Here is a 23,743-nt window from a genome sequence, read left to right as displayed (position 1 = left end):
GGCCAACTGTATGAATTTCAAGGCGTTGTAGTCATGAGTGAAGATGCACAAGACGTGGTACTGGTGGTCGAGGACGAGCCGGCGATTCGCATGATCCTGCGCGACTACCTGGCCGGCGAGGGCTACCACGTGCTGGTGGCCGAAGACGGTGAGCAGGCGTTCGCGATCCTGGCGAGCAAGCCGCACCTGGACCTGATGGTGACGGATTTTCGCCTGCCGGGCGGGATTTCCGGGGTGGAGATTGCCGAGCCTGCCGTGAAGTTGCGACCGGATTTGAAGGTGATCTTCATCAGTGGGTATCCGGCTGAGATCATCGAGTCGGGCAGCCCGATCGCGCGCAAGGCGCCGATCCTGGCCAAGCCGTTTGACCTGGATACGTTGCATCAGCAGATTCAGACCCTTCTGCGCTGAGACAGCCGGCACTGATCGCCGGCAAGCCGGCTTCCACAGGGTGCTCCACTGTACTCAGCCTCAGTGGGGTATCTGTGGGGCGCTTCCACGTCGGTCACGCCGTATTCTGGAAAAATGGATGACGCGAAAGTCGCGTAAAACTTACTGGGATTTTCCTGGGGTTATGTTTCCTGGCTAGCAAATGTGCTAGTCGTTTCAAATGACGCCCTCACGTACTTTCGGTGCTATCGAAGTACGGGCGTCATAATCAATGGCGCTCTTTTGATGGAAATAACGAACTCACTTTCGAGTTCTTCTTTGTCATAGGGTATTGCCATGCCTAAACACTATTCTGAACAGCTTCAATCCTTGATCGATAACGGCAGCTGCGAGTCATTGGCATGCATCGGTGAACTTTCCCTCGAGGAATTGCGTGAGCAACTGGGGGAGCGGGCGGATTCAACTGACCTCACTGAGTTGCACAATGAAATACGCGGGGCCTGCGATCTTGAGATGATTGAAAAGAAAAACGCCATCATCGGTGCGTCGCCACTGGTGCCGAGCGCACTGCGATACGGTGATGACCAGCCCATCGAAGCCATACCTGAAGACGCTGTCGCCCATGAAGACGTCAGCACGCGGGCGCACGACATCCCCGCTGATGAAGACTGGCGCCAAGACCGCTCGAAGCAATATTGCAGCCCTGGGGACGTATCCTCGATGTTCTCCCCGGCCGCGTACCTGACCGCGTTGTATCGACAGGCGAGGGCGCTATACCCAGAGCAGAACCCCTGGCATATCGACCAACGCCGCCCAGACCTGAGGCAGCTCCTGCTGGGGCAGGAAAACCTGGACACGCCAATCGCTGCCCTGAGCCTGTCCAACGAAATTCTGCTCAGTCGGGCGCGCACGGCGCTTGCTACACCGGCTAGCCCAGTGCTGAGCGACGATAAAGTGCTGGAGTCGCTGGCAAGCGATGTCGGCACCAGTGGCACGCCCTACCATTTTCAACACAATCGGCTACGCCAGGTATTTGCCCTGCGCGATGAGGATTTCTCCCGACTGCACGCGGCGCCGCAGTTTGCCAAGCACCTGGATGATACCGCGCTGGCCTGCCTTCGCTATGACATCCCGCCGGCACTGCGCAGCTTGCTGACGGATGAGATCAACGGGAGCAACGCTGAGGAAAAATTCACCCGGTACTTCCCGGGGGTAACGCCGGAGTTGATGATGGAGCCGGCGCGCCTGCGCAGTTGGTTTGGCCTGCCGGATGCTGACCTGCAAAGGTTCATGGGCGCATTGGATAACGCGCAATACGATAAAAACGTGCTGACGACCCGGGTCGGCTATGAAGTCATGAAACTGACATTGAGTGGCCCCTCTTCATTCTTGAATTATGTCCGACTCTTCCCCTTGGGTGACGGTGCATGGCAACTGGCTTTCAATCTCAAAGTCAGTCGTGTTGCCCGATTCAACGTCAGCGGGGCGTTTTCCCTGAATATAAGAGCGGAAGACTATGGGGTCGCGGAATTATTACCCAATACAGAATATCGCCAACGTTTCGAGTGGAAGGAAGTTCCCGCCGCTTTCACGTTTCGCACACAATGGGTGAAGTCGCGCGATGGCGGCGGTGGTACCCATCCCCACTCGTTCAATGCCAGCTACCAGCGCCAGTCGGTAGCGGCCTATCTACTCACCCTGAACAAGATCGTTCGCCTGTACAAGGCCACGGGTCTTCCCATGGCTGTATTGCAAGACATCATGCACAGCGTCGACCCTCTGCGGATCACCGACGAGACGCTGGCCGTCATCTACCGTACTGCGCAACTGGTTGCACGTCATGCCATCGACCATCAGGAAGCGTTGCTGATGGCCCGGGGGCTGATCTCCCAGACAGCCGATAACGGTGAAATAAGCCAGTTCGATCGCCTGTTCAATGACCCGCCGTTGGTCGAGGGCGGTTTCAGCACCTCCACTACGCGACTTTTGCTGCATCCTGGCCAAGCCAGCGTGAATTCCGACATCAAGGCGACCCTCAAGCGCGCATTCCACACGGATGACCAGGGCTTGTACGAGCTGGGTCGGTTAATGAGCGGCGCTACGCCGAACAGTATCGCTATCGATGCCAACTTGTCTCAGCTGTCTGGGCTCTACACCCTGAGCCTGTGGGCGCGGCATCACGGGCTGACCCCTGGCGAACTGCGCCAGCTGTTGCAGATGCTCGGCGCACCCCATCCGATGCATTCGCTGAAAAGCAGCGATTGGCAACAATTGTTGCAAGCACTGTGCAGCACCCATGACTGGATGAGGGAACGCGGCTGGACTGTTCAGGACTTGCACTTGATGACCCGTGCCGTGCGGTCGGTTCCGGTCAGTACCGAAATCGTCAATCTATTGAATGACCTCAGGAGCACCCTGGACGTCGCGCAGCTATCCGACAATGCGGCCGTGGAAGACCTGATCGATGTGCTCTCGCCACTGATCGTGTCGACGTTCAATCTCAGCAGTGATGCGCTCGCCAAGTCCCTGTTGGTTTGGGGGAACTTGGCAAAGCCTGGCGGGCTGACCCTGCAGCAGGCATGCGCAAGCCTGCGCAAGACCGCTGCGTCGGCGAGTTATGCACGTAACGTGGTCGATTTCGCCTATGGCCTTGCGCAAATGGCGCTGATTGTCCATGCCTGCGGGGTGACGGGTGATGTGCTGCGCCTGTTGGTGAAAAAACCACAGCTGCTGTCGACCAGGGCAGGGCGCATTCCCGGCGCTGGCTTGCCGAGGGACCTGCAGACCATCGTCTCGCTCGGCAACTTCAGTGCATGGCTGGCCAGGCTTGCTGACCCATCGGGTGCTGGCGGTGGCTTGCTGGGGGGCCTGGAAAGGGGCGTTGCATTGGCTGAGCTTGCGATGGCGACTGGCGTTTCCTCGCAAGCATTGCAGCAGGCAGCCACCTACGCACATGGCAAGAATGACCTGATATCGGGGACCAGGGTAGGCAGCTGGGAAGAGATCGACGTGCTGCTGCAGTGGGCAACGCTGGCCGAAACCTATGGTGTGATGCCGGCAACGCTGGAGGCACTGCTTGCCCTGGATGCCAATTGGGCCAACTGGCAGCCGGTGGCGGATGCTTTTCAGGCGGGCCTGAGGCCGGCGCAGGCAAAAGTGGCGCATGCCGCCACCGAGCGGCCGCTCAGCCTGGCGCTCACCGGCGTGCTGACCGCGCGGCAGAACTTCACCGTTCAAGGGCTGAACCAGCATCTGTTGGTGGATGTGCTGAACGCCGAGCAAGTGGTCAGCAGCCGTATCGCCGAAGCCCTGGCGGCCCTGCAGCAGTTCATTCATCGCACCCTGTCCAAGCCTGAAGACCCGCGAGGTGTGCGACAGGCGGTGCTGAGCCGTCAGTTCTTCCTTGACTGGACGCGCTGGAACGCCACCTATGCAACCTGGGCGGCGGGGCAGATGTTGATGTACTACCCGGAAAACTACATCGATCCGACGCTGCGACTGGGGCAGACGCAGGCGATGGACGACATGCTCCAGGCCCTGGGCCAGGCGCAGATCAACGACGACACGGTGGGCGACGCCTTCCACGGTTACCTTAGTGCGTTCGAGGAGGTGGCCAACCTCGAAACGATCAGTGCCTATCACGACAGCCGCGATGCCAACGAGGGCAAGTCCTGGTTTGTCGGGCGCAGCCGTGGCGAACCTCACCATTACTGGTGGCGCACGGTGAACGAAACCAAGCGTGGCGCGCAAGGCGTGCTGCCAGCCAATGCCTGGAGCGCCTGGACGAAGATCGAACTGGCCCCGCAGGTGCAGGGGCGCCTGATACGGCCAGTGGTGTTCAGGGGCAGGCTGCACCTGGGGTGGGTCGAACGCCAGGAGCAGATCATTACCCGCAACAGCCAGGGGCAGCCGGCGCTGCGAGAATGGCGCTGGTCCTTCAAGCTTGCCTGGCTGCGCTACGACGGCAAGTGGAGCGCGCCTATCGACTACCCGCTCGCCATCAATGCCAGCGCCGAGTCTCGCCTGAACAACCTTTCGCTGTTCCTTGTCGCGTGGCCGGAGCGCGAAGGGTTGTTGATGGGCATCTATGATCGCGCCGAGGCCAACGCCTCCGAAGCTTCGTCCATTGCCGGCCTGCACATTATGGAAAACTTCAGCAGCCGAAACCTGGCGAGTATCGCTCCCTACCTGGCCCGGGTTCATCACTGGCTGGATACTGCTGAAGAAACCGGTACATGCGCGGTCTTCGAAGGGCTAGGGATACCGAACGCGGAAAAGCGCATGCCCGTGGCTAGCGGCTCGGCAACCCCCGCAGGGTTTGCTCGGTTTGATGCGCAGCTTGCGCATGCCCAGGTTTCAGCGGCGGATGGCAACACCTACAGCTTGTCCTTGCGCAGCGAGTTGTCGGTCAACGCCCGGCGCCCAGCCATCGAGAACAAGTGGGTAGCAGCATTGGTCGCGCAGTACCCGGCGCTCGGTAACACGGGCGTTGCAATCCCGGGGCTGCTGCGCAGTGGTCATGGTGCATTTCTGGTGCGCAATGAAGGAGGGCAGTTCTGGGGATACCTGTGCATCAGCAGCGAACGTATGAATAGGCATTTTCAATACTCACGCGCGCCCCAGCATGTGGGTGATGCAGCGCCCAATACGGAGTTGGCCGAATGGCGGATGGTTTCGAGTACTGCCGGCGAAGCCTACATGGGGCGCTACAAGATAGACGTCGGGAACTATCCGCTGACGGGCATGAGGCTGATCTTCGCCTCCAGAGCACTCGGTCTGACCGTGCGTCATCCACCTGTCAGTATCACCGAGGCGCTGGCTTACCCTGGTGGGATTGGACAGGAGAATATCGTTCCCAGGGATTATGGGCTCAACCTGGGAAAGGTACCCGCTGCCCAGGTGTTCTGCAGGATCTACAGCGTTGATGGCAAACGCTCGATAACCATGCGGGCAACGCAAGAATACGACTTGGCGAAGGGCCAGGCGCTGGTGCACTTCAATACGACTGCCCGGATCGGGGATATAGCCGAGTGGGGCCGCGCCAACGAGGCCATGCACCGAATCGAGTTCCAGTTCGGTAACGGCAACGCCCGCTCCTACACCGTGAAGGTGTACAAAGATGCCGACGTGCTCCAGACCGCCATCATCGGTACCACTGGCCAAGGTGCACAATACCTGGCGCACAGAGGGCACATGACTCGCCTCAACACCCTGTTCGCTCGGGAGCTCACGGTAAGGGCCGTTGCGGGTATCAGCACCATACTCAGCCATGACACCCAACAGATACCCGAGCCTGACCTTGGCGTGATGGTGCGTCTGACCCTGCCTGCATACAAGCCGACCTTCCATGGCAATGCGCGCTGGGCAAAGGTCTGGTTGGCCACCGCACAGCACTCGCGAACCTTGCTCTGGTCCGACGAGCTCCGTGACAACGTCACGGTACTGGCCGATGTGCTGATTGGGCCGGGGCTGGTGTATGGCACTCAACAGGCCTATCACCTGGAAATTGAATACCAGTCGGGGCGCCGAGAGGCTCGCAACAACCTGAGCATCGTGATCGACAGCCAGACCCTGCAAATTCTGCGTGACTCTGATGTCCGCGCCTCGTCTGTCGGGGGTAGCAGGCTGCACAAGGACATTGTGGTCAGCGTCCAGGCATTCGGCCGCAACGCCAGTAATCGCATGGACTTCACCGGCGCCAACGCGCTCTATTTCTGGGAGTTGTTCTACTACACGCCGATGATGGTGATGCAGCGCTTCCTCCAGGAAGAACGCTTCGACCTTGCCGAGCAGTGGCTCAAGTATGTCTACGATCCGGCAGGTTCTGCCCAGGCAGGCAGCAGCACGCAGCGGATGTGGAAGGTGCGGCCGCTAGAAGAGAACAGCAGTTGGAACGATGAACCGCTGCTGGCGCTGGACCCGGACGCCGTGGCCCAGAACAACCCGCTGCACTACAAGCTCAATGTCTTCATGCGTCTGCTGGACATTTGCATCGGCCGTGGCGATGCGGCCTACCGCAAGTTGCAACGCGACACCCTCAGCGAAGCCAGCATCTGGTACCAGCGCGCCTTGAGCCTGCTCGGTGACGCACCCTGGACACCGCCGGACAGTGCATGGATCGAACCCATGCTGGGCCAGGCCGCAGCCTCCGGCGGCAACAACCGGTTCCTGCCCGAGGTCAACCGGGTGATGCTCGGCTACTGGGAGGGGCTGCGAATCCGTCAGTACAACCTGCGCCACAACCTGACGCTCGATGGCCAGCCGCTGAGCTTGCCGCTGTACGCTACCCCCGCCGATCCGAAGGCGCTGCTGGCGGCAGAAATTGCAGCACAGGCCGGTGGCGAGCGTGGGCTGCCCCAGGTTAACGACGTGCCGGCGCTGCGCTTCAGCGTCTTGCTCGAAGGGGCCCGTAGCATGGCTGCCCAGCTCATTCAGTTTGGCAGCACGTTGCAAGGGATTCTCGAACACCAGGATGCTGAGGCATTGGCCGGTCTGCTGGCCAGCCAGGGCGCGGAGCTTGCCGACAGCAATGTGGGGCTGTACAAGCAGACCCTCAGGGAGTTGGCCGCCGACCGCGTCACTCTGGAAAGTTCGCTGGCGGCGGCAACGGTCAGTCGTGACCACTACCTGGGGCTCTATGAAGGCCATATCAGTGACAGGGAAAACCAGGCACTGAAACTGCAAATTGCATCTGGATCAGCAGCGGCCGGGGAAGTCGTGGCCATGGCCGGTTCGGCGGTCATTGCCGCGTTCCCCAGCATCTTCGGTCTCGCCAACGGTGGCGCCAGGCCAGAGGAAGGACTCAAGGCGGTCGCCTATGGCTTTGCCACGCTGTCGAAATCGTTGGGCATAGCCGCTAACCGGATTACCCAGGAAGAGATCTATGCACGCCGTCGTGTCGACTGGAAGTTCCAGTGCGAATCGGCGCAAAAGCAGATGGAAACGCTTGAGGCACAACTCCAAGCCCTGGCCGTGCGTGAAACCTCCGCGCAGATGCACCTCGCGCACCTGCAGGCCCAGGCCGCCCATGCCCAGGCCCAGCTTGCCCTGTACCAGGGCAAGTTTACCGGCAAGGCCATGTACAGCTGGCTGCGCGCGCGCCTGGCGAGCATCTTCTACACCTACTACGACCTTACGGTGTCGCGCTGCCTGATGGCGCAAAAGGCCCTGCAATGGGAGAAAGGTGACAGCGCGACCTACTTGCGCACCGGCACCTGGAACAGCGCCTGGGCGGGCTTGCTGTGTGGCGAAGGGCTGATGCTGGCGTTGGGGCAGATGGAAACCGCCTGGGTGAAGTGGCACAAGCGCGAACTGGAAGTGACCCGCACGGTGTCCCTGGCCAAGCTGTTCGAAGGCAAGCTCACCGTGCGGGGTGAGGCCGTCAGCCTGGGCGCCGCAGTCAAGGCGATAGTGGCCGGCAATACGGTGGAGGTCGCCTCCGCGCAATCCCCCGGTCGCCTCGCGCTGGCGGCAGGCGGCGTGCTGTCGATCCAGTTCGACCTGAAGGCCTTGAACCTGGCGGCAGGCTTCGAGACCGCCGCGGCGCGACGCATCCGCAGCATCGCGGTATCGCTGCCGGCATTGCTGGGGCCTTATCAGGACGTGCATGCGCGATTGCTGACCAATGCCCGGGGCCTCCCCGTCGGCTGCGAGCAGTGCAGTCTCTCGCATGCCGTACAGGACAACGGCCAGTTCAGCCAGCTCAACGGTTACCCGTTCATGCGCCAAGGTGCGCAGTTGCTGCCGTTCGAAGGGCTGCACATTGCCAAGGCCGATGACCGCGACGACCAGACGACGCTGACCTTGAACTTCGCCCAAGCCAAGGGCGAACAGCGGGCACTGCTGGAGCGGCTGAGCGACATCATCCTGCACGTGCAATTCACCGTTCGCTAACAACCTGTGCGAAGGCACTCAGGTGCCTTCGCCGCGAGGCTGTCTTCCTATTTCCTGACCTTGACGCCGAGGCGTGAGGGTCATCGAGGAGCATTATCATGATCGATCTATCTGTCACCCCGGCGGGTGCCAGTGGCGAACCTGTGTTCAGCCCACCCGCGCTGCCCAAGGGCGGAGGTACCGTTTCGGCGGGCGGCGGCATGCTGTCTGTGGGCAGCGCCGATGGCGCTGCAGGCTGGTCACTGCCATTGCCGTTACCGGTTGGGCGCGAGCTGACGCCGCAATTGAGCCTGACCTACCGTTCTTCAGGCGGCAACGGTGCATTTGGTGCCGGTTGGCACTGTGCGCCGCCAGCCATCTGCTGCATCGACCGTCTGGGTATCCCCCGTTACACCCGCAGTGACCGCTGGCAAGGGCCGGACGGTGAGGAAATCCTGCTCGACAAGGGCGCTGCGCGTCAGGTCGCCAGTTTGCCATTCTCCGACGTGCCCGCCGTGCATACGGTCACTGCCTGGGTGCCGCGCAGCGGCGGCCGCGACCAACGCCTGGAGCACTGGTGTGCGCAAGCCAGCCCCGATTCGCCGGGCTTCTGGCTGCAATACCATGCCGACGGCAGTATTACCCTGTTTGGCTGGTCGGCCTCGGCACGAGTGGCCGAGCCCGGTGCACCGGCGCATGTGGCGTGCTGGTTTGCCGAGGAGACGGTCAGTGCCACCGGTGAACATGTGGTCTACCGCTATCGCCGCGAAGACCAGGTCGGTTGCGATGAGCATGAACGGTCGATGCACCCGCAGGTGGCCAACACCTACCTGGTTGCAGTGCATGCCATGAATGCCACTGCGCGCCAGGCCTTGCTCATACCAGAGCAGGCGTTTCGTGAAGAGGATTTCATGACGGTCATGCAACTGGACTACGGCGAGCGGGGCGTGGACGTGAACACGCCGCCCGCATTTGCGGTACAGACGCCTTGGGCCGTGCGCCGGGACTGCTTTTCATACTGGCGCTGGGGCTTCGACAAGCGGGTAAGGCGCCTCTGTCACGAAGTATTGCTCTGGCATCGAACCCGGATGATGGCGGGTCAGCAGGACCCCCGTCCCGAGTTGGTCTCGCGCTTGCACCTTGAGTATGACGCTTCGGGTGTTGCGTCGGTGTTGGTGGCGGCGCAACAGGTCGCATATGAAGCAGACGGCACACCGCAGTCATTGCCACCGGTGGAGTTCGAGCCGAGCCGCCCGGGGCGCGTGAATCCAGGCTGGGAAGCATTGCCCGACCTCGATGGCTTCAGTGCGCCGCAGTGGCAGTTGGCGGACTTGCACGGGGAGGGCCTGCCCGGCTTGCTGTACCAGGATGCAGGCGCCTGGCTGTATCGTGCGCCACAGCGTAACAGCGATGCCGGTGGCGATGCCGTGACCTGGGGGCCGGCGCAGGCATTGCCCGGTGCGCCACGCCCAGGCACGGGCGTACTGGCCGACCTCGACGCTGACGGCCAACCGCAATGGTTGATCAATTTGCCGGGGCTGCGCGGCAGCTTCACCCTGGCGCCGGACGGCCAGTGGCGCGATTTCATTGCTGCCGAAGCGATGCCGGTCGAGCTGGCCCACGGCGCTGCGCAACTGGTCGACCTGACCGGTGACGGGCTGCAGGACATGGTCATGATCGGGCCGCGCAGCGTGCGCCTGTCCACCCGGGTACGGGGTACCGGCTGGCAGCCTGCGCAGGACATCCGACCCGGCCCCACATTGCCCCTGGCGGGGGGGGAGCACCGTCTGGTGGCCTTTGCCGACCTGGCAGGAACCGGCTTGCAGCAGTGGGTCGAAGTGACTGCCGAGGGCGTCACCTACTGGCCGATGCTCGGCCATGGCCGCTTTGCCAACCCTGTGCAAATGCCCGGTTTTGCCATCGAGCATTTCAACGCCGCGCGCGTATTGCTCGGCGATACCGACGGCAGCGGTACCACGGACCTGCTTTATGTAGAGCCTGATCGCATACGCGTATTCATCAGCCATAACGGCAACCGCTTTGTCGAAGCTGAACCCATCGCGGCCCCTGACGGCGTTGTTCTGGATTCGACCTGCAAGCTGCAACTGGTCGATTTGCGCGGCCAGGGTACTGCAGAGCTGGTGCTCAGCGTGCCACACGTGGTGCCGCGCAGTTGGGCGCTGCGCTTCAATGATCGACGCCCGTGGTTGCTCGCCGAGGTGTGCAGTAACACCGGCAGCCGCACCTTGTTCGACTACCGCAGCTCCGCGCAGTGCTGGCTGGATGAGAAGCTGGAGCTGCAGCGTCAGGGCCGCAAGGCGGTCAGCCGCTTGCCTTTTCCGGTGCACACGGTGTCCCAGATCACCACGGTGGATGATATCAGTGGGCTGCGCACGGTCAGTGGCATGCACTATCGGTGCGCGGTGTGGGACGCCGAGGAGCGCGAGTTCCGCGGTTTCATGCAATTGGTGCAGACCGACACGCTGAGCGATGCCCAAGGCACGGCAGCCGAGCGCTCACCACCAGCGCAAGTGCGGCGCTGGTTCTTCAGTGGGGTAGAGGAGCCGGACGGTATCCCTGCGCAGGGTTATGCCGGGCAACGCAGCGCAGAGCGGGCCTTTGCCTTGCGGGCCACGCGCTTCACCCGTCTTGAAGGTGATCGGGATGTTGCCTACGTACCGCAGGGCGCGGCCCGCCGTTGGCTGCTCCGGGCCTTGAGGGGCGCACAGGTGCGCAGTGAAACCTACGGCCTGGACGGCAGTGAACGTGCTGATGTGCCGTACAGCATCGAGCGCCAGCGCTGGCAGGTACGTGTCTACGAGACCGCGCACGCCGACAGGCCTGCCGCCTTGGTCACGGCAGTGGAAACGTTGGCATTGGGCACCGAGCGGATTGCCGAGGACCCACGCATCACCCAGACGCTGGTGCTGCGCCAGGACAGGCACGGTCATGTATTGCAGCACGCCCAGGTGCATTACCCGCGGCGGGCCGCCGTGATCCCGTCGCCTTATCCTGCCACGCTGCCTCAGGGGCTGGAGGCCGATGCCCGCGATCCGCAGCAGAACATCCTGTGGCTGGAAGTATGGCGGCATCGGGTACGCCACCTGGAACGCGGCCACGAGCACCGCTGCGGTCTGCTTGAGGCGATCCGCAGCGATGTGCTGACGGTGCCAGCCCATGCGCTGGCGCAGGATGGGTTTTGCGTAGAGCATCTGCTGGCGCCAGGCAGTCCACTGGAACACCTGGGTGATGCCACCTTGACGGGTTATCAGCGCCAGCAATGGTGCGATGCCCTGGGGCAGTCGACTCCGCTGCCGAACCGCCAGGCCTTGGTGGCCTACCGCGAAATCGCCGTACTCGAGCAGGCGACGCTGGAAGTGCTGGAGGCCAGCCTGTCGCCGCAGGAAGCGGCACTGTGGCATGCCGAGGGCGGTTATCACCTGGTTACCTTGGCGGAAGATGGCAAGCGCGTGCATGTCGGCCGCCACGACCTGGCCCGGTACCAGAGTGCGCAGCGGTTCCATCGCCTTGCCGCGCTTCGTGCCCATGAACAAGCAGGCGAGCTTCTACTCGACTGGAGCCCGCACGCGGTAGAGGTGCACAAGCTGGTCGATGCCGCGGGTCTGGAAACCCGTGTGCAACATGACTGGCGTTTCCTGAGCCCGGTGACGTTGACCGATGCCAACGACAACCTGCACCAGGTGAGCCTCGATGCCTTGGGGCGGGTGACGCAAAGCCGTTTCCGGGGTACCGAGCATGGCCAGCCGGCCGGCTATAGCAGCGTCAGGGCATTCACCCTGCCGGCGACGGTGGAAGGCATCCTGGCCCTGAAGGGCGGCGAGGTGCCGGTAGCCATGGCGCATCGCGTGGTGGCCGACAGCTGGATGCCACGCGCACGTGACAAGCAGGGGCGCCCGCTGCCTGGCCGAATGGGCGAGTTGGCCCTGCGTCGCCTGCTCAAGGCTGGCCATTTGCCCGCCGTTGACCTGAGCGATGAGCGCGAGCCCTCGCATGTCATCAGCCTGCAGACCGACCGCTACGACGGCGACCCCGCGCAACAGTTGCGCCTGAGCGTCACCCACAGCGACGGCGCAGGACGCCTGCTGCAGACCGCCGTACTGAGTGCGCCGGGTGACGCCCTGGTGCGTAACGCTGCCGGCGGGCTCGAACGCGATGCCACGGGCGCCGCGCTGATCCGCCCGACGCAGCGGCGCTGGGCGGTCAGCGGCAAGACCGAATACGACAACAAAGGCCAGCCCGTGCGTACCTGGTTGCCGTATTACCTCGATGACTGGCGCTTCATCCAAGACGACAGCGCCCGCGCGGGGTTGTACGCCGACACCCACCTGTACGACGCCCTGGGGCGGGTTCGTCGCGTGCTCACCGCGGCCGGCTGGCAGCGGCGTACCGGTTATTACCCCTGGTTCACGGTGGCCGAAGACGAGAACGATACGGCCTGAGTGCGACCTTGATGGCGTGCGCAACCACGCACGCCATGCGGCTCACTTCAATGCAGATTTCAAGAACAGGAGGCACCTGATGCCTGCTCCTACGGATAACGCTGTACATCGCAATACACCCACCGTGACGGTGCTGGACAACCGCGGCCTGGTGGCCCGAACCATCGACTACCACCGTCACCCGGATACCCTGTCGCTGACCGAGCCTCGGATATCGCGTCAGCGCCATGACGCCAAGGGTTTCATGAGCCACAGCAGCGATCCGCGCCTGCATGCCAGCGGCAGGGTCAACTTCACCTGGCTGACCGACCTGGCGGGGCGCCAGGTGTGCACGCAAAGTGCCGACGCTGGTGTGTCGATCAACCTCGGCGACGCGGCCGGGCGGCCGTTGCTGCTCGTGACCCGAATCGCCCTTGACGAGCATGGCAGGTACGACCGCAGCGAGGCGGTCACCCGTACCTGGCACTACGAAAGCGCCGATCTGCCCGGACGCTTGTTGGGCATCAGCGAGCAGGTCAACGGCCTTTCGCCCCGTCGACTGGAACGCCTGGTCTATGGGGAAAACGCTGAGGCGCAACAAGCCAACAACCTGGCTGGCCGGCCTTGCCTGCACTATCACACGGCAGGTCTGCTGAGCACGCACAGCTACAGCTTGACGGGCGAGCCTCTTGCCACCACACAACGTCTGCTGGCTGCGGCAGACAACCCGCTGACCAGGCCCGATTGGCACGGTCAGCACCCGGCACAATGGGATGCCCAACTGCAGCCGCCTAGCGAAGCCAGCAGCACGACAAGCACGGTCGATGCGACCGGCGCATGGCTGACCCAGCGCGATGCTGCCGGGCACCTGCGTCGTCAGGCCTACGATGTGGCCGGCCTGCTCCAGCGCAGTTGGCTGACGCTTGGAAGTGGCCGTGAGCAGGTCATAGTCGATTCCCTGCGTTATTCGGCGGCCGGGAAAAAACTGCAAGAAACCCATGGCAACGGCCTGGTTACCCATTACCGACATGAGCCGCGCACCCAGCGCCTGGCGGCGGTGCGCACTGAGCGACCGGCAGGGCATGCGCGTGGCGCCAAGGTCCTGCAGGACTTGCGCTATACCTACGACCCGGTCGGCAATGTGGTGAATGTGCGCGACGCTGCCGAGCCCGTTCGCTACTGGCGCAATCAGAAAGTCGAACCGCAAAGCACCTATGCCTACGACAGCCTGTACCAACTGGTCGGTGCCAGCGGGCGCGAGATGGCGAACGCCGGCCAGCAGGGCGTCAAGTTGCCAGCCCTGGCCAGGCTGGATAATGTCACCTACACCCGTTACAGCCGCACCTATACCTATGACAGCGCTGGCAACCTGACCCGCATGCGCCATAGCGCGCCAGCCAGTAACCACAGCTACACCACCGATCTCACAGTCAGTGACCGCAGCAACCGGGCCGTGCACAGTTCGCTCACGCGCGCCGCCTCCGCCGTCGAGGCGTTGTTCACTGCCAGTGGCGAGCAGAAAACCTTGTTGCCGGGCCAGCAACTGGCCTGGACACCCCGTGGTGAGTTGCACTCGGTAACCCCGGTGCGGCGCGAGGGGGAGGAGGACGATGGTGAGCGTTACCGCTACGACATTGGCAACCAGCGCGTGCTCAAGATCAGTACCTGCAAGACCGCGACCGGGCAGCGCACGCAGCGTGTGCAGTACCTGCCCGGCCTGGAGCTGCGCAGTACCCTGCAGGGCGAGAGGCTGACGCAAGCGTTGCAAGTGGTGGACCTGGGCGGTAACGGGCATGCCCAGGTGCGGGCTTTGCACTGGGCAACAGGCAAACCGCCCGAGCTACCGGACGCTCAGTTGCGCTACAGCTATGCCGACCAGTTGGGCAGCGGTTGCCTGGAGGTCGATGGCAGCGGTGCCGTCATCAGCCAGGAGGCGTATTACCCTTACGGGGGCACGGCGGTATGGGCGGCGGGCAGCGAAATGCAGGGGCGCTACAAGTTCGTGCGTTATTCGGGCAAGGAGCGTGACGCCACCGGGCTCTACTATTACGGCCATCGCTATTACCAGCCTTGGCTGGGCCGTTGGTTGAGCGCGGACCCTGCAGGGGCGGTGGATGGCCTGAACCTGTTCTCGATGGTGTGCAACAACCCGCTGACGATGGTCGACGAGCAGGGTTTGATGCTCAGGAGTGTGGCCAGTCTACTCGGCTTCAGCGTAGCGTCGGCACAGGCCCAGAGCGACAGCGAGAGCGAAGGTGAATCGAGCGGGGCCCCTTCACCCTCGGTTTCATCAGCGCCGGGGAGTGAGGGTGCCAGCTCCGGCGCCGTCGACCCTGCGCCCGCTGCAGACCCGCCTGCCCCCGATGGCGAGGCTAAAGTGGCAAGCCTTTTCGCTGAAAAGCATCGAAAGGAACTCGAGGCACGCAAGGCAAAGAAACAGAGGATGAAGGCCAACAAGGCGGCCAAAACTGCGGCTATGGAAACGATAGAAAAGAGACAGCAAACCAAACGGGCGCCGGCTGCGCCCGTGAGGGAATTTGGCACACGCCAGTACAACAGAGAAGTCTATGACAGGCTCCAGTCACGTCTGCCCACTGACAGAAAGGCCAGTGGAGAAAGCATTCTGGCCATCGGGCAACGGCAAAATGAAAAGACAGGGAAAACAGAGGTTGTGTTCGTCGACCGAGGTACCAGCAAGGAGGGCTTCAAGCATATAACCGAAGAGCACCGTGCCGATTTCAAACAGCAGGGCATCAGTACCGACAAAATGATCCTTGAATTGGTGATGTCGGCCTTGGTCTACGGTGCAATTGTGGGCATTCAAGGTAAAGAAGCAGGCAAGTCGGGGCGACCGATTTATGAAGTCACTTTTGACGGCAAGGTGCAACACGTAGCCGTACAACTCAAAGATGACAACAGTGTCCTGGGCGCCAACCCTAAACAGCGCGGTGTCAGCCATCGGGAAAGGGAGGCCTTGAAGCCGCAACCCCTGTTGCGATAGATGACTTGACCAGGTCCCCAAAGGCTCCTGCATGCAATCAAGCGGATGCGCATCCATAGGGTGGATGCGCATACCGCCCTGCCGGCTAGCCCAGCGTCCGCTCGATGCCCCCGACCAGCAGGTTCTCCATCAACCCCAATCCTTGCTCTTGCGGCAATGCCTTGAGCATCCCCGGCAGCTGGTTGAGCAAGGTCGCCACCACCTGCGCCGTCGCCGCCAACCCCTCCCCAGGCATTTTCGCCCCTGGGGCGATCAAGCGCAGCAAACCCGCCTCATAGCGCTTGCGCAACGCCGCCAGGCGTTCCTGCTGCGCCTCGCTCAAGCAACAGAAATCCCGCTCGGCCAGGCGAAACTGCAAGGGCCTTTCGGCATGCAGCTGCCAATGCGCCGCGATCAGGCATGAAAGTGCCGAACCACCACGGGCCATGGCGCGACGGCCAAGTTCCAGGGTGGCCTGCAGTTCCTCGTACAGCTCCTCGATCAAATCGAACAACAGGTCCTGCTTGCTGGGGAAATGGTGGTACAGCGAACCTGCGGTCAACCCCACATGCGCCGCCAACTCGCGCATGCTGACCTGGCCGAAGCCTTTCTCGGCAAACAGCGCCATGGCCCGGTCTCGTCGCTCTTCAAAGCTGGTGCAGCGCATTGCGGCATTGACCAAGGCCATGGCGTTCGCTCCTCAGTAGCTGTAGAAACCGCGGCCGGTCTTGCGTCCCAGCCAGCCGGCCGCGACCATTTCCTTGAGCAGTGGGGCAGGGCGGTACTTGCTGTCGCAGAAGCCGTCGTGGAAGGCCTCCATGATCGCCAGCAAGGTGTCCAGGCCAATCAGGTCGGCCAGGGCCAGCGGGCCAATCGGCTGGTTGCAGCCCAGGCGCATGCCGGTGTCGATGTCTTCGGCACTGGCCAGGCCTTCCTGACGCACCAGGATCGCTTCGTTGATCATCGGCACGAGGATGCGGTTGACCACGAAACCTGGGCGGTTGCCAGCGGTGATCGGCGTCTTGCCCACCTTCTCGGTGACCACCAGGGCTTGCGCGTAGGTGCTGTCGCTGGTCTGCAGGCCGCGAATGATCTCCACCAGTGCCATCATCGGCACCGGATTGAAGAAGTGCACGCCGATGAAGCGCTCAGGGTGCTCGATGCTCGCGGCCAGCTGGGTGACCGACAGCGACGAGGTGTTGGTGGCGATCAGGCAGGTGGCTGCCACATTGGCCGCCACCTGCTGCAGGATGCGCTGCTTGAGCTGCAGGTTTTCGGTAGCCGCCTCGATCACCAGTTGCGCTGCGCCCAGCTGGGCATAGTCGGTGCTGGTGCGGATGCGCGACTTGGCTGCCTCGGCACGCTCGGCATCGAGGGTGCCCTTGTTGACCTGGCGCTCCAGGTTCTTGCTCAAGGTGGCCACACCGCGCTCCAGCGCGGCATCGGAAACGTCCACCAGCAGCACCTGGTAGCCGGCGACCGCGCACACCTGGGCAATACCGTTGCCCATGGTGCCGGCGCCGATCACGGCGATCTGTTCAATGCTCATTGCAAACTCCCTCAGACGCGCTCGAACACCACGGCGATGCCTTGGCCGCCGCCGATGCACATGGTGGCCAGCGCGTAGCGGCCCTGGATGCGCTGCAGCTCATGGATGGCCTTGGTGGCAATGATCGCGCCGGTGGCGCCGACCGGGTGGCCGAGAGAAATGCCCGAGCCGTTCGGGTTGACCTTCTCCGGGTCGAAGTCCAGGGCGCGGGCGACGGCGCAAGCCTGGGCGGCGAAGGCTTCGTTGGACTCGATCACGTCCAGGTCATTGATGTTCAGGCCGGCTTTTTCCAGCACCTTGCGGGTGGCCGGGATCGGGCCCAGGCCCATCAGCTCAGGCTCGACGCCGGCGTGGGCGTAGGCCATCAGGCGCGCCAGGGGCTTGAGGCCCAGGCGACGCACGGCGTCACCGCTGGCCAGCACCAGACCGGCAGCGCCATCGTTGATGCCGCTGGCGTTGCCGGCGGTCACGGTGCCGTCCTTCTTGAACACGGTCTTCATGCCGGCCAGTTGCTCGGCGGTGACGTCGCCACGCACGTGCTCGTCCACGGCGAACTGCACGACGCCTTTGCGGGTTTTCAGCTCCACCGGCACGATCTGGCTGTCGAAGCGGCCTTCGGCGATGGCGCGGGCGGCGCGGCGCTGGCTGGTCAGGGCCAGCTCATCCTGCATTTCGCGGGTGATACCATTCTTGGCCGCAACGTTTTCGGCAGTGATGCCCATGTGGAAGTGTTCGAAGGGGTCATGCAGTACGCCGACGGTGTAGTCGATGCCTTGCAGATCGCCCATGCGCGCGCCCCAGCGGGCTTGCGGCAGCAGGTACGGGCCACGGCTCATGGATTCGGCACCGGCGGCCACGGCCACGTCGGCATCGCCGAGCAAGAGGCACTGGGTGGCCGAGACGATCGCCTGCAGGCCCGAACCGCACAGGCGGTTGACGTTGAAGGCCGGGGTTTCCTTCGGGATACCGGCATTCATCGCGGCAACCCGCGACAGGTAGGCATCGCGCGCTTCGGTCGGGATCACGGTGCCCATGACCATATGGCCGATCTGCTCGGCGGCCACGCCCGAGCGCTCGATGGCGGCGCGGGTCACGGTGGTCGCCAGGTCGGCCAGCGGCAGGTCCTTGAGGGATCCACCAAAACCACCGATGGCGGTACGGACGGCACTGACGACGTAGATTTCTGGGCTGCTCATAAAGGCTCCGATAGCTTAGGCATGGCGGGAGCGGGCCAGGCTCTGCGAGAATGGCCGGCGATCCCGGATGGGGTCCGAGTCTAGGCAAAGGCTCTGTTGCAGCCTATGCCGATTCTGTTCAGTCAACCTGGCACTTTTTGCCACTCAGCATAGACAGCGAATTCCGCCATGCGCGATACCGATACGGTCGCCGTGTACTTTCTCAATGCCATGCTGCACGCCCTGCGCGAGCAGCCCGAGGCGCGCGATGCCCACCTGCATGCGGTGGGCATCGCGCCGAGCCTGCTTGCGCAACCGCAGGCCCGGGTGCCGGCCAAGGCCTTCGCGCAGTTGTGGCTGGCGCTGATCCATCAGCTGGACGATGAGTTCTTTCGTCTCGACAGCCATGGCATGCCGCTGGGCAGCTTTGCTCTGATCTGCCGTGGGCTGATTCAGGAGCCGAATCTGGAAAAGGCCCTGCGCCAGTGCATGGGCAATTTCGCCCTGTTCCTGCGCGACCTGCGCGGCAGCGTGACGGTGCGCGCAGGAAGGGCGGTGATCAGCGTGCAGTCGCAGATTGCCGACCCGCTGACCCGGGTCTACGCCGAGGAAACCTACCTGGTGCTGATGATGGGCCTGTTGTGCTGGCTGGCCGGTCGGCGCATCGCCATCGACCGCACCGAACTGGCGGTCGCGCGCCCGGCCCAGGACGATGACCTGTTGCTCTGGGGGCCGGATCTGCGCCTGGGCAGCGGGCGTACCGAAGTGGAATTCGACAGCGCCTACCTGCGCCTGCCGGTGGTGCAGGACCTGGCGGGCCTGAAGAGCTTCCTGCGCAGTGCACCACAAGGGCTGGTGATCCGTTTTCGCAACCAGAACGGTCTGGTTGCCGAGGTCTACCGGCACCTGCGAGCCCGGCGCTATGGGCAATGGCCGACGCTGGAGGCTTTGGCCAGGCAGCAAGGCATCAGCCCCAGCACCTTCCGCCGGCAGTTGGAGCGTGAAGGGCGCTCGTATCAGCAGATCAAGGACGAGGTGCGCCGGGCCATGGCCTTCGAGCGCTTGCGAGAAGGGGTGTTGAGTGTTGCCGAAATCGCCGAGCAGACGGGGTTTCAGGAGCCCAGTGCGTTTCATCGGGCGTTCAAGAAGTGGACGGGGCAGAGCCCGGGGAGCTATCGGGCCAAGCTGACTGCTCGGTAGTGGTACGCCTGTACCGGCCCTTTCGCGGGCTTGTCCCGCGAAAGGGCCGGTACAGGCTATCGACCCGCTATCAGGCGGGCACCATCGCAAACCCGACGCCAAACCGGTTCCAGGCATTGATGGTAGCAATGGCCAGGGTCAGGTTGACCACCTCCGCCGGCTCGAAGTGCTGCTGCAGCGCCTCGTACTCCGGTTGCGGCGCGCCACGCTCGGGCAGGCGGGTCAAGCACTCGACCCAGGCCAGCGCCGCACGCTCACGCGGGGTGAAGTAGTGGGTTTCCTGCCACACGCTCAACGTCTGCAACCGCGCTTCGGTCTCGCCAGCCTTGCGCGCGTCATTGGCATGCATGTTCACGCAATAGGCGCAGCCGTTGATCTGCGAAGCACGCAGGCGCACCAGCTCCAGCAGCGAGTTCTCCAGGCCGCTCTTGGCCAGGGCCTGCTCCAGGCCGACCATGGCCTTGTAGGCTTCAGGGGAGTGTTTGGCCCATTCGATACGGTTGTGCATGGTGTTCTCCGAGAGGGATTCAGTGTGGACATGGCACTACCTTAACGCCGCCCAGCCAGCGGCCCGATAGCCAATCACGCACTTTGCCTGGAGGCCAATCAGGGCCATTAAGGAGGCCACTGACAGGCATCCAATCTCTTCATTTCAGCCGCGGTCGAGGAGGCGGGATAATGATCGGGTCTTGCACCAGGAGATCCGATTCATGTCCGAAGAACGCTACATGCGCGAAGCCCTCGACCTGGCCCGCGCCAATATCCAGGCCGGTGGACGGCCCTTCGGCGCCGTGCTGGTGTACCAGGGCCAGGTGATCGCCCGCGCCGTCAACGAGATCCACAGCACCCAGGACCCGACTGCCCACGCCGAGCTGCAGGCCATTCGCAAGGCCGCCCAGGCCTTGGGCCGGACGCGCCTGGACGGTGCCGAGATCTATGCCACTGGCCATCCTTGCCCAATGTGCCTGGCAGCCATGCACCTGTGCGGCATCGAGCGTGCCTGGTTCGCCTACGACAACGACGAAGGCGAGCCCTATGGCTTGTCCACCGCCGCCGTCTATGCGCAGATGGCCCGCCCGCCGCAGCAGCAGAGCCTGCCGTTGCGTCCGCTCAAGCCTGCAGGGGAGGCAGACCTGTACCTGCAATGGAAGCAGGCGAACGCGCAATGAGAGGGCCGTTGAACTTGCTGTTGGTGGTGCTGCTGGCCCTGAACCTGCGGCCGATCCTGACCAGCATCGGGCCGTTGCTCGAACCGATGCGCGCCAGCACCGGCCTGGGCTACCAGCAAGCCGCGTTGCTGACGGCGCTGCCGGTGCTGTGCATGGGCCTGGTGCCGTTGCTGCAGCCCTGGCTGCGGCGCTGGATCAGCGAGCATGGCGGCATGCTCGGCGGCCTCGCCGCCATTGCCCTGGCCTGCCTGTGGCGCCTGCAGCTGGACAGCGCATGGGCACTGCTCGCCAGTGCAGTGCTGGCCGGCCTCGGCGTGGCGGTGGTGCAGGGCATGATGCCCGGCTTGGTCAATCGCTGGTTCCCCGGCCGCCTGGCCGCGGCCATGGGCCTGTATTCGGCTGCGCTGATGAGTGGCGGCGGGCTGGCCGCAGTACTGGGGCCGCACATCAGCGGGCACTTTGGCCACTGGCAGGCGGGCCTTGGCGTCTGGGCAATGCCGGCGCTGCTGGCGGTGCTGGCCTGGGCCATGCTACGTCCGCGTGATGCTGCGCCAAAACTGGCCGGCGCTGCCGGTGGCCACTGGTTCGGCACGCGTCGGGCATGGCTGCTGGCGTTGTACTTCGGCCTGATCAACGGGGGCTACACCAGCATGGTCGCCTGGTTGCCGGCCTATCATCTGGAGCATGGCGGCACCGCCCAGGGCGGTGGTGACCTGGTTGGCCTGATGACCATTTTCCAGGTGGCCGGTGCGCTGGGCCTGCCATTGTTGCTGCGCGGCTGGGCGGATCGTCGGCCAGGGCTGTGGCTGGCGCTGGCGATCCAGTTGGCGGGCTTCCTTGGCTTGTTGCTGGCGCCGAACGGGGCCATGGGCGTCTGGGTGGCGATGATCGGTTTTGGCCTGGGAGCTTGCTTCAGCTTGAGCCTCACCTTGACCCTGGAACATCTGAAGACGCCGGCAGAGGCGGGGAGCCTCGCGGCGTTCGTGCAGGGGGTCGGGTTCATCATCACCGGAATCGTGCCTTACATCACCGGTTGGCTGCGCGATGTGAGCGGCGATTTCCAGGCTTCGTGGACGCTGTTGACCGTCACCGTGCTGGCCATGCTGCTGGTCACTACCTGCTTTGCCCCGCGCGGTTACGCTGCCGCCATTGCCCGGCGGGGGCAGGGCGGCGGGGCGGCAGCCGTCAACTGAGGCGCTGCAGGGTATCGCGGACCCGGTCCAGTGCCGGGTCGATGTCCAGCAGCTCGATGGCGCCGAAGCCCAGCAGCAATCCAGGGCGCACAGGCGCTTCGTCGAAGAACGGCGCCAGCGAGTAAAGGCCAACCTCTACCTTGCGTGCGAGGTTGGCCAGCAGCTCGACATCCACGCCAGGTTGCGCCAGTGCGCTGAGGTGAAACCCGGCACTGGCCGGTATCGCGTTGAACCAGGGTGCCAGGTCACCGTCCAGGCGGGTGAGGATGCGCTCGCGCCGGGCACTGTAGATGTCATGGCAGCGGCGAATGTGCTTGTTCAGGTGCCCTTCGCCGATGAATCGCGCCAGCGCCCATTGCAGCAGGGTGGGGCTGTGCCAGTCGCTCAGGTGCTTGGCTACGCAGGCCGCGTCGAGCACGGCGGGCGGCAGCACGGCATAGCCCAGGCGCAGCTCCGGCAGCAGGGTTTTCGAGAACGTTCCGACGTAAGCCACCAGCCCCTGACGGTCGAGCCGTTGCAGAGCATCCGCTGCCGGGCCCTGGTAGCGAAACTCGCAGTCATAGTCGTCTTCGATGATCAGCGCGCCGAGCTCGGCGGCCCGAGCCAGCAGGGCGTGGCGGCGCTGAATGCTCATCGGCATGCCGAGGGGGAACTGGTGCGAAGGCGTCACGTAGATCAGCCGGGTGCCGTCGGCGATTTGCTCCACGCACAGGCCTTCGTCATCCACCGGCACGGATTGCAGTTTTGCACCCAACGCCAGAAACAGCTGCCGCGCTGGCGGGTAGCCGGGGTCTTCCATGGCCACCGGGCAGCCGGGTTCGATCAGTACCCGGGCGATCAGGTCCAGGGCCTGCTGGGCGCCGTTGCACACCAGTACCTCGGCCGGGTTGCAGTGCACACCTCGCGTGTAGGCAACGTGGTGGGCGATGGCCTCGCGCAGTTCCGGGAGCCCCTGGGCGGTGAACTGCCGCTCGGGGTGGCGCTGGCTGCGGCGCAGGGCGTAGTTCAGGCAGCTGCGCCACTGGTCGAAAGGGAACTGCGACTTGATCGACGCGCCGCCGACGAAGTCGTAGCGCGATGGGGCTTCCTGGGTGCGCCTTGCCAATACCGTGGCGCGCTGTTGCCAGCGGCCCAGCGAGGCGGCTGCGGCCAGGGGGACTGTCTGGGCTTCGTTGCTGCGCACGGGTTGGCGTGGGGTAATGAACGTGCCGCGGCCTACCACGCCGCTGAGCAGGTTGTCGTAGGTCAGGCGCGAGTAGGCTTCGGCCACGGTCTTGCGTGACACGCCCAGCTGTTCGGCCAGCAGGCGGGTAGGGGGTAGCTGTGAGCCGGCGGCCAGGTGGCCGCTGTCGATGCCGGCGCGCAGCTGTTGGTAGAGCTGGTCGGCCAGGCCTTTGCGGCCTTCGAGGCGGATGTGCAGTTCCATGGTGGGGGCCGGGCGCAGGAGTGCTGAGAATAGCGGATTTTTATTGAATTCTACCGCTGCCCTCACGCAACGCGATGTCAAAGCATCCCCCATAAGCACAACGCGATTCTGCTTTTCGCTTTTCGCTTTTCGCTTTTCGCTTTTCGCTTTTCGCTTTTCGCTTTTCGCTTTTGCTTTTAAGCGCACGGTAGTTCAGGCACCGCAAATTGCGACTTCAGGAGGCCGAACGGAGGTCTTGCGGAGGGAGGCGACGGGCATGGATGCCCGTCGAGCGCTGGGCCCCAGGATGGGGCCTGCAGCGCGGTCCTCCCGGGAGCAAGACCGGAGTGAGGGAACCCCGGAGCGAAGCG

The 23,743-nt window shown here is 63.7% G+C and carries 12 protein-coding genes; 7 read left to right on the top strand and 5 right to left on the bottom strand.

The features are described from left to right. Window positions 1-33: 33 nt before the first annotated feature. The 4 genes from ACIPZG_RS24520 to ACIPZG_RS24505 all read left to right on the top strand — a co-directional run bounded on the left by ACIPZG_RS24520 (window position 34) and on the right by ACIPZG_RS24505 (window position 15,702). The gene (locus ACIPZG_RS24520) at window positions 34-411 is read left to right on the top strand and encodes a response regulator (protein ID WP_400717690.1); all 378 of its coding nucleotides are present in this window, start codon (window positions 34-36) and stop codon (window positions 409-411) included. Between the two features lie 492 nt (window positions 412-903). Beyond that, entirely contained in the window at window positions 904-8,283 is a 7,380-nt protein-coding gene (locus ACIPZG_RS24515; protein ID WP_400717687.1) for a neuraminidase-like domain-containing protein, read from the top strand. A gap of 98 nt (window positions 8,284-8,381) precedes the next feature. Continuing rightward, the gene (locus ACIPZG_RS24510; RefSeq protein WP_400717685.1) at window positions 8,382-12,722 is read left to right on the top strand and encodes a SpvB/TcaC N-terminal domain-containing protein; all 4,341 of its coding nucleotides are present in this window, start codon (window positions 8,382-8,384) and stop codon (window positions 12,720-12,722) included. A gap of 79 nt (window positions 12,723-12,801) precedes the next feature. Further along, complete coding sequence (locus ACIPZG_RS24505; RefSeq protein WP_400717683.1) at window positions 12,802-15,702, top strand: RHS repeat-associated core domain-containing protein; 2,901 nt, start codon at window positions 12,802-12,804, stop codon at window positions 15,700-15,702. A gap of 85 nt (window positions 15,703-15,787) precedes the next feature. Here ACIPZG_RS24505 and ACIPZG_RS24500 read toward each other — a convergent pair whose 3' ends face one another. Genes ACIPZG_RS24500 through ACIPZG_RS24490 form a run of 3 tightly spaced genes read right to left on the bottom strand, consistent with a single transcriptional unit; the run spans window position 15,788 to window position 18,426 of the window. Next, entirely contained in the window at window positions 15,788-16,369 is a 582-nt protein-coding gene (locus ACIPZG_RS24500; protein WP_400717681.1) for a TetR/AcrR family transcriptional regulator, read from the bottom strand. A 12-nt stretch (window positions 16,370-16,381) separates the two neighbouring features. After that, entirely contained in the window at window positions 16,382-17,230 is an 849-nt protein-coding gene (locus ACIPZG_RS24495; RefSeq protein WP_400717679.1) for a 3-hydroxybutyryl-CoA dehydrogenase, read from the bottom strand. 11 nt (window positions 17,231-17,241) lie between these two features. After that, window positions 17,242-18,426 carry an acetyl-CoA C-acyltransferase family protein gene (locus ACIPZG_RS24490; protein WP_400717677.1) on the bottom strand — a complete coding sequence of 395 codons (1,185 nt, stop codon included), beginning with the start codon at window positions 18,424-18,426 and terminating at the stop codon, window positions 17,242-17,244. A 168-nt stretch (window positions 18,427-18,594) separates the two neighbouring features. Here ACIPZG_RS24490 and ACIPZG_RS24485 point away from each other — a divergent pair, with 168 nt between their 5' ends. Next, entirely contained in the window at window positions 18,595-19,605 is a 1,011-nt protein-coding gene (locus ACIPZG_RS24485) for an AraC family transcriptional regulator (protein WP_008098551.1), read from the top strand. Between the two features lie 70 nt (window positions 19,606-19,675). On the opposite strand, the gene ACIPZG_RS24480 is transcribed toward ACIPZG_RS24485, so the two are convergent. Further along, entirely contained in the window at window positions 19,676-20,113 is a 438-nt protein-coding gene (locus tag ACIPZG_RS24480; RefSeq protein WP_008098498.1) for a carboxymuconolactone decarboxylase family protein, read from the bottom strand. A gap of 202 nt (window positions 20,114-20,315) precedes the next feature. On the opposite strand from ACIPZG_RS24480, the gene ACIPZG_RS24475 reads away from it, so the two are divergent. Both ACIPZG_RS24475 and ACIPZG_RS24470 read left to right on the top strand, forming a co-directional pair. Then, the gene (locus ACIPZG_RS24475; protein WP_008098496.1) at window positions 20,316-20,774 is read left to right on the top strand and encodes a nucleoside deaminase; all 459 of its coding nucleotides are present in this window, start codon (window positions 20,316-20,318) and stop codon (window positions 20,772-20,774) included. Beyond that, on the top strand, window positions 20,771-21,967 hold the full coding sequence (locus ACIPZG_RS24470; RefSeq protein WP_400717675.1) for a CynX/NimT family MFS transporter: 1,197 nt from the start codon (window positions 20,771-20,773) through the stop codon (window positions 21,965-21,967). Before ACIPZG_RS24475 ends, ACIPZG_RS24470 begins: the two co-directional genes overlap by 4 nt. Here ACIPZG_RS24470 and ACIPZG_RS24465 read toward each other — a convergent pair. Next, window positions 21,960-23,393 (bottom strand): PLP-dependent aminotransferase family protein, encoded by a 1,434-nt coding sequence (locus ACIPZG_RS24465; protein WP_400717673.1) that lies wholly within the window; start codon window positions 23,391-23,393, stop codon window positions 21,960-21,962. The two genes, ACIPZG_RS24470 and ACIPZG_RS24465, sit on opposite strands and share 8 nt — an antisense overlap. Window positions 23,394-23,743: the final 350 nt, after the last annotated feature.

The sequence above is a fragment of the Pseudomonas sp. NPDC089395 genome (assembly GCF_044749525.1).
GTDB lineage: Bacteria > Pseudomonadota > Gammaproteobacteria > Pseudomonadales > Pseudomonadaceae > Aquipseudomonas.
Note: the sequence above shows the minus strand (reverse complement) of the source record. Positions and strands in the feature narration are given on the sequence as shown.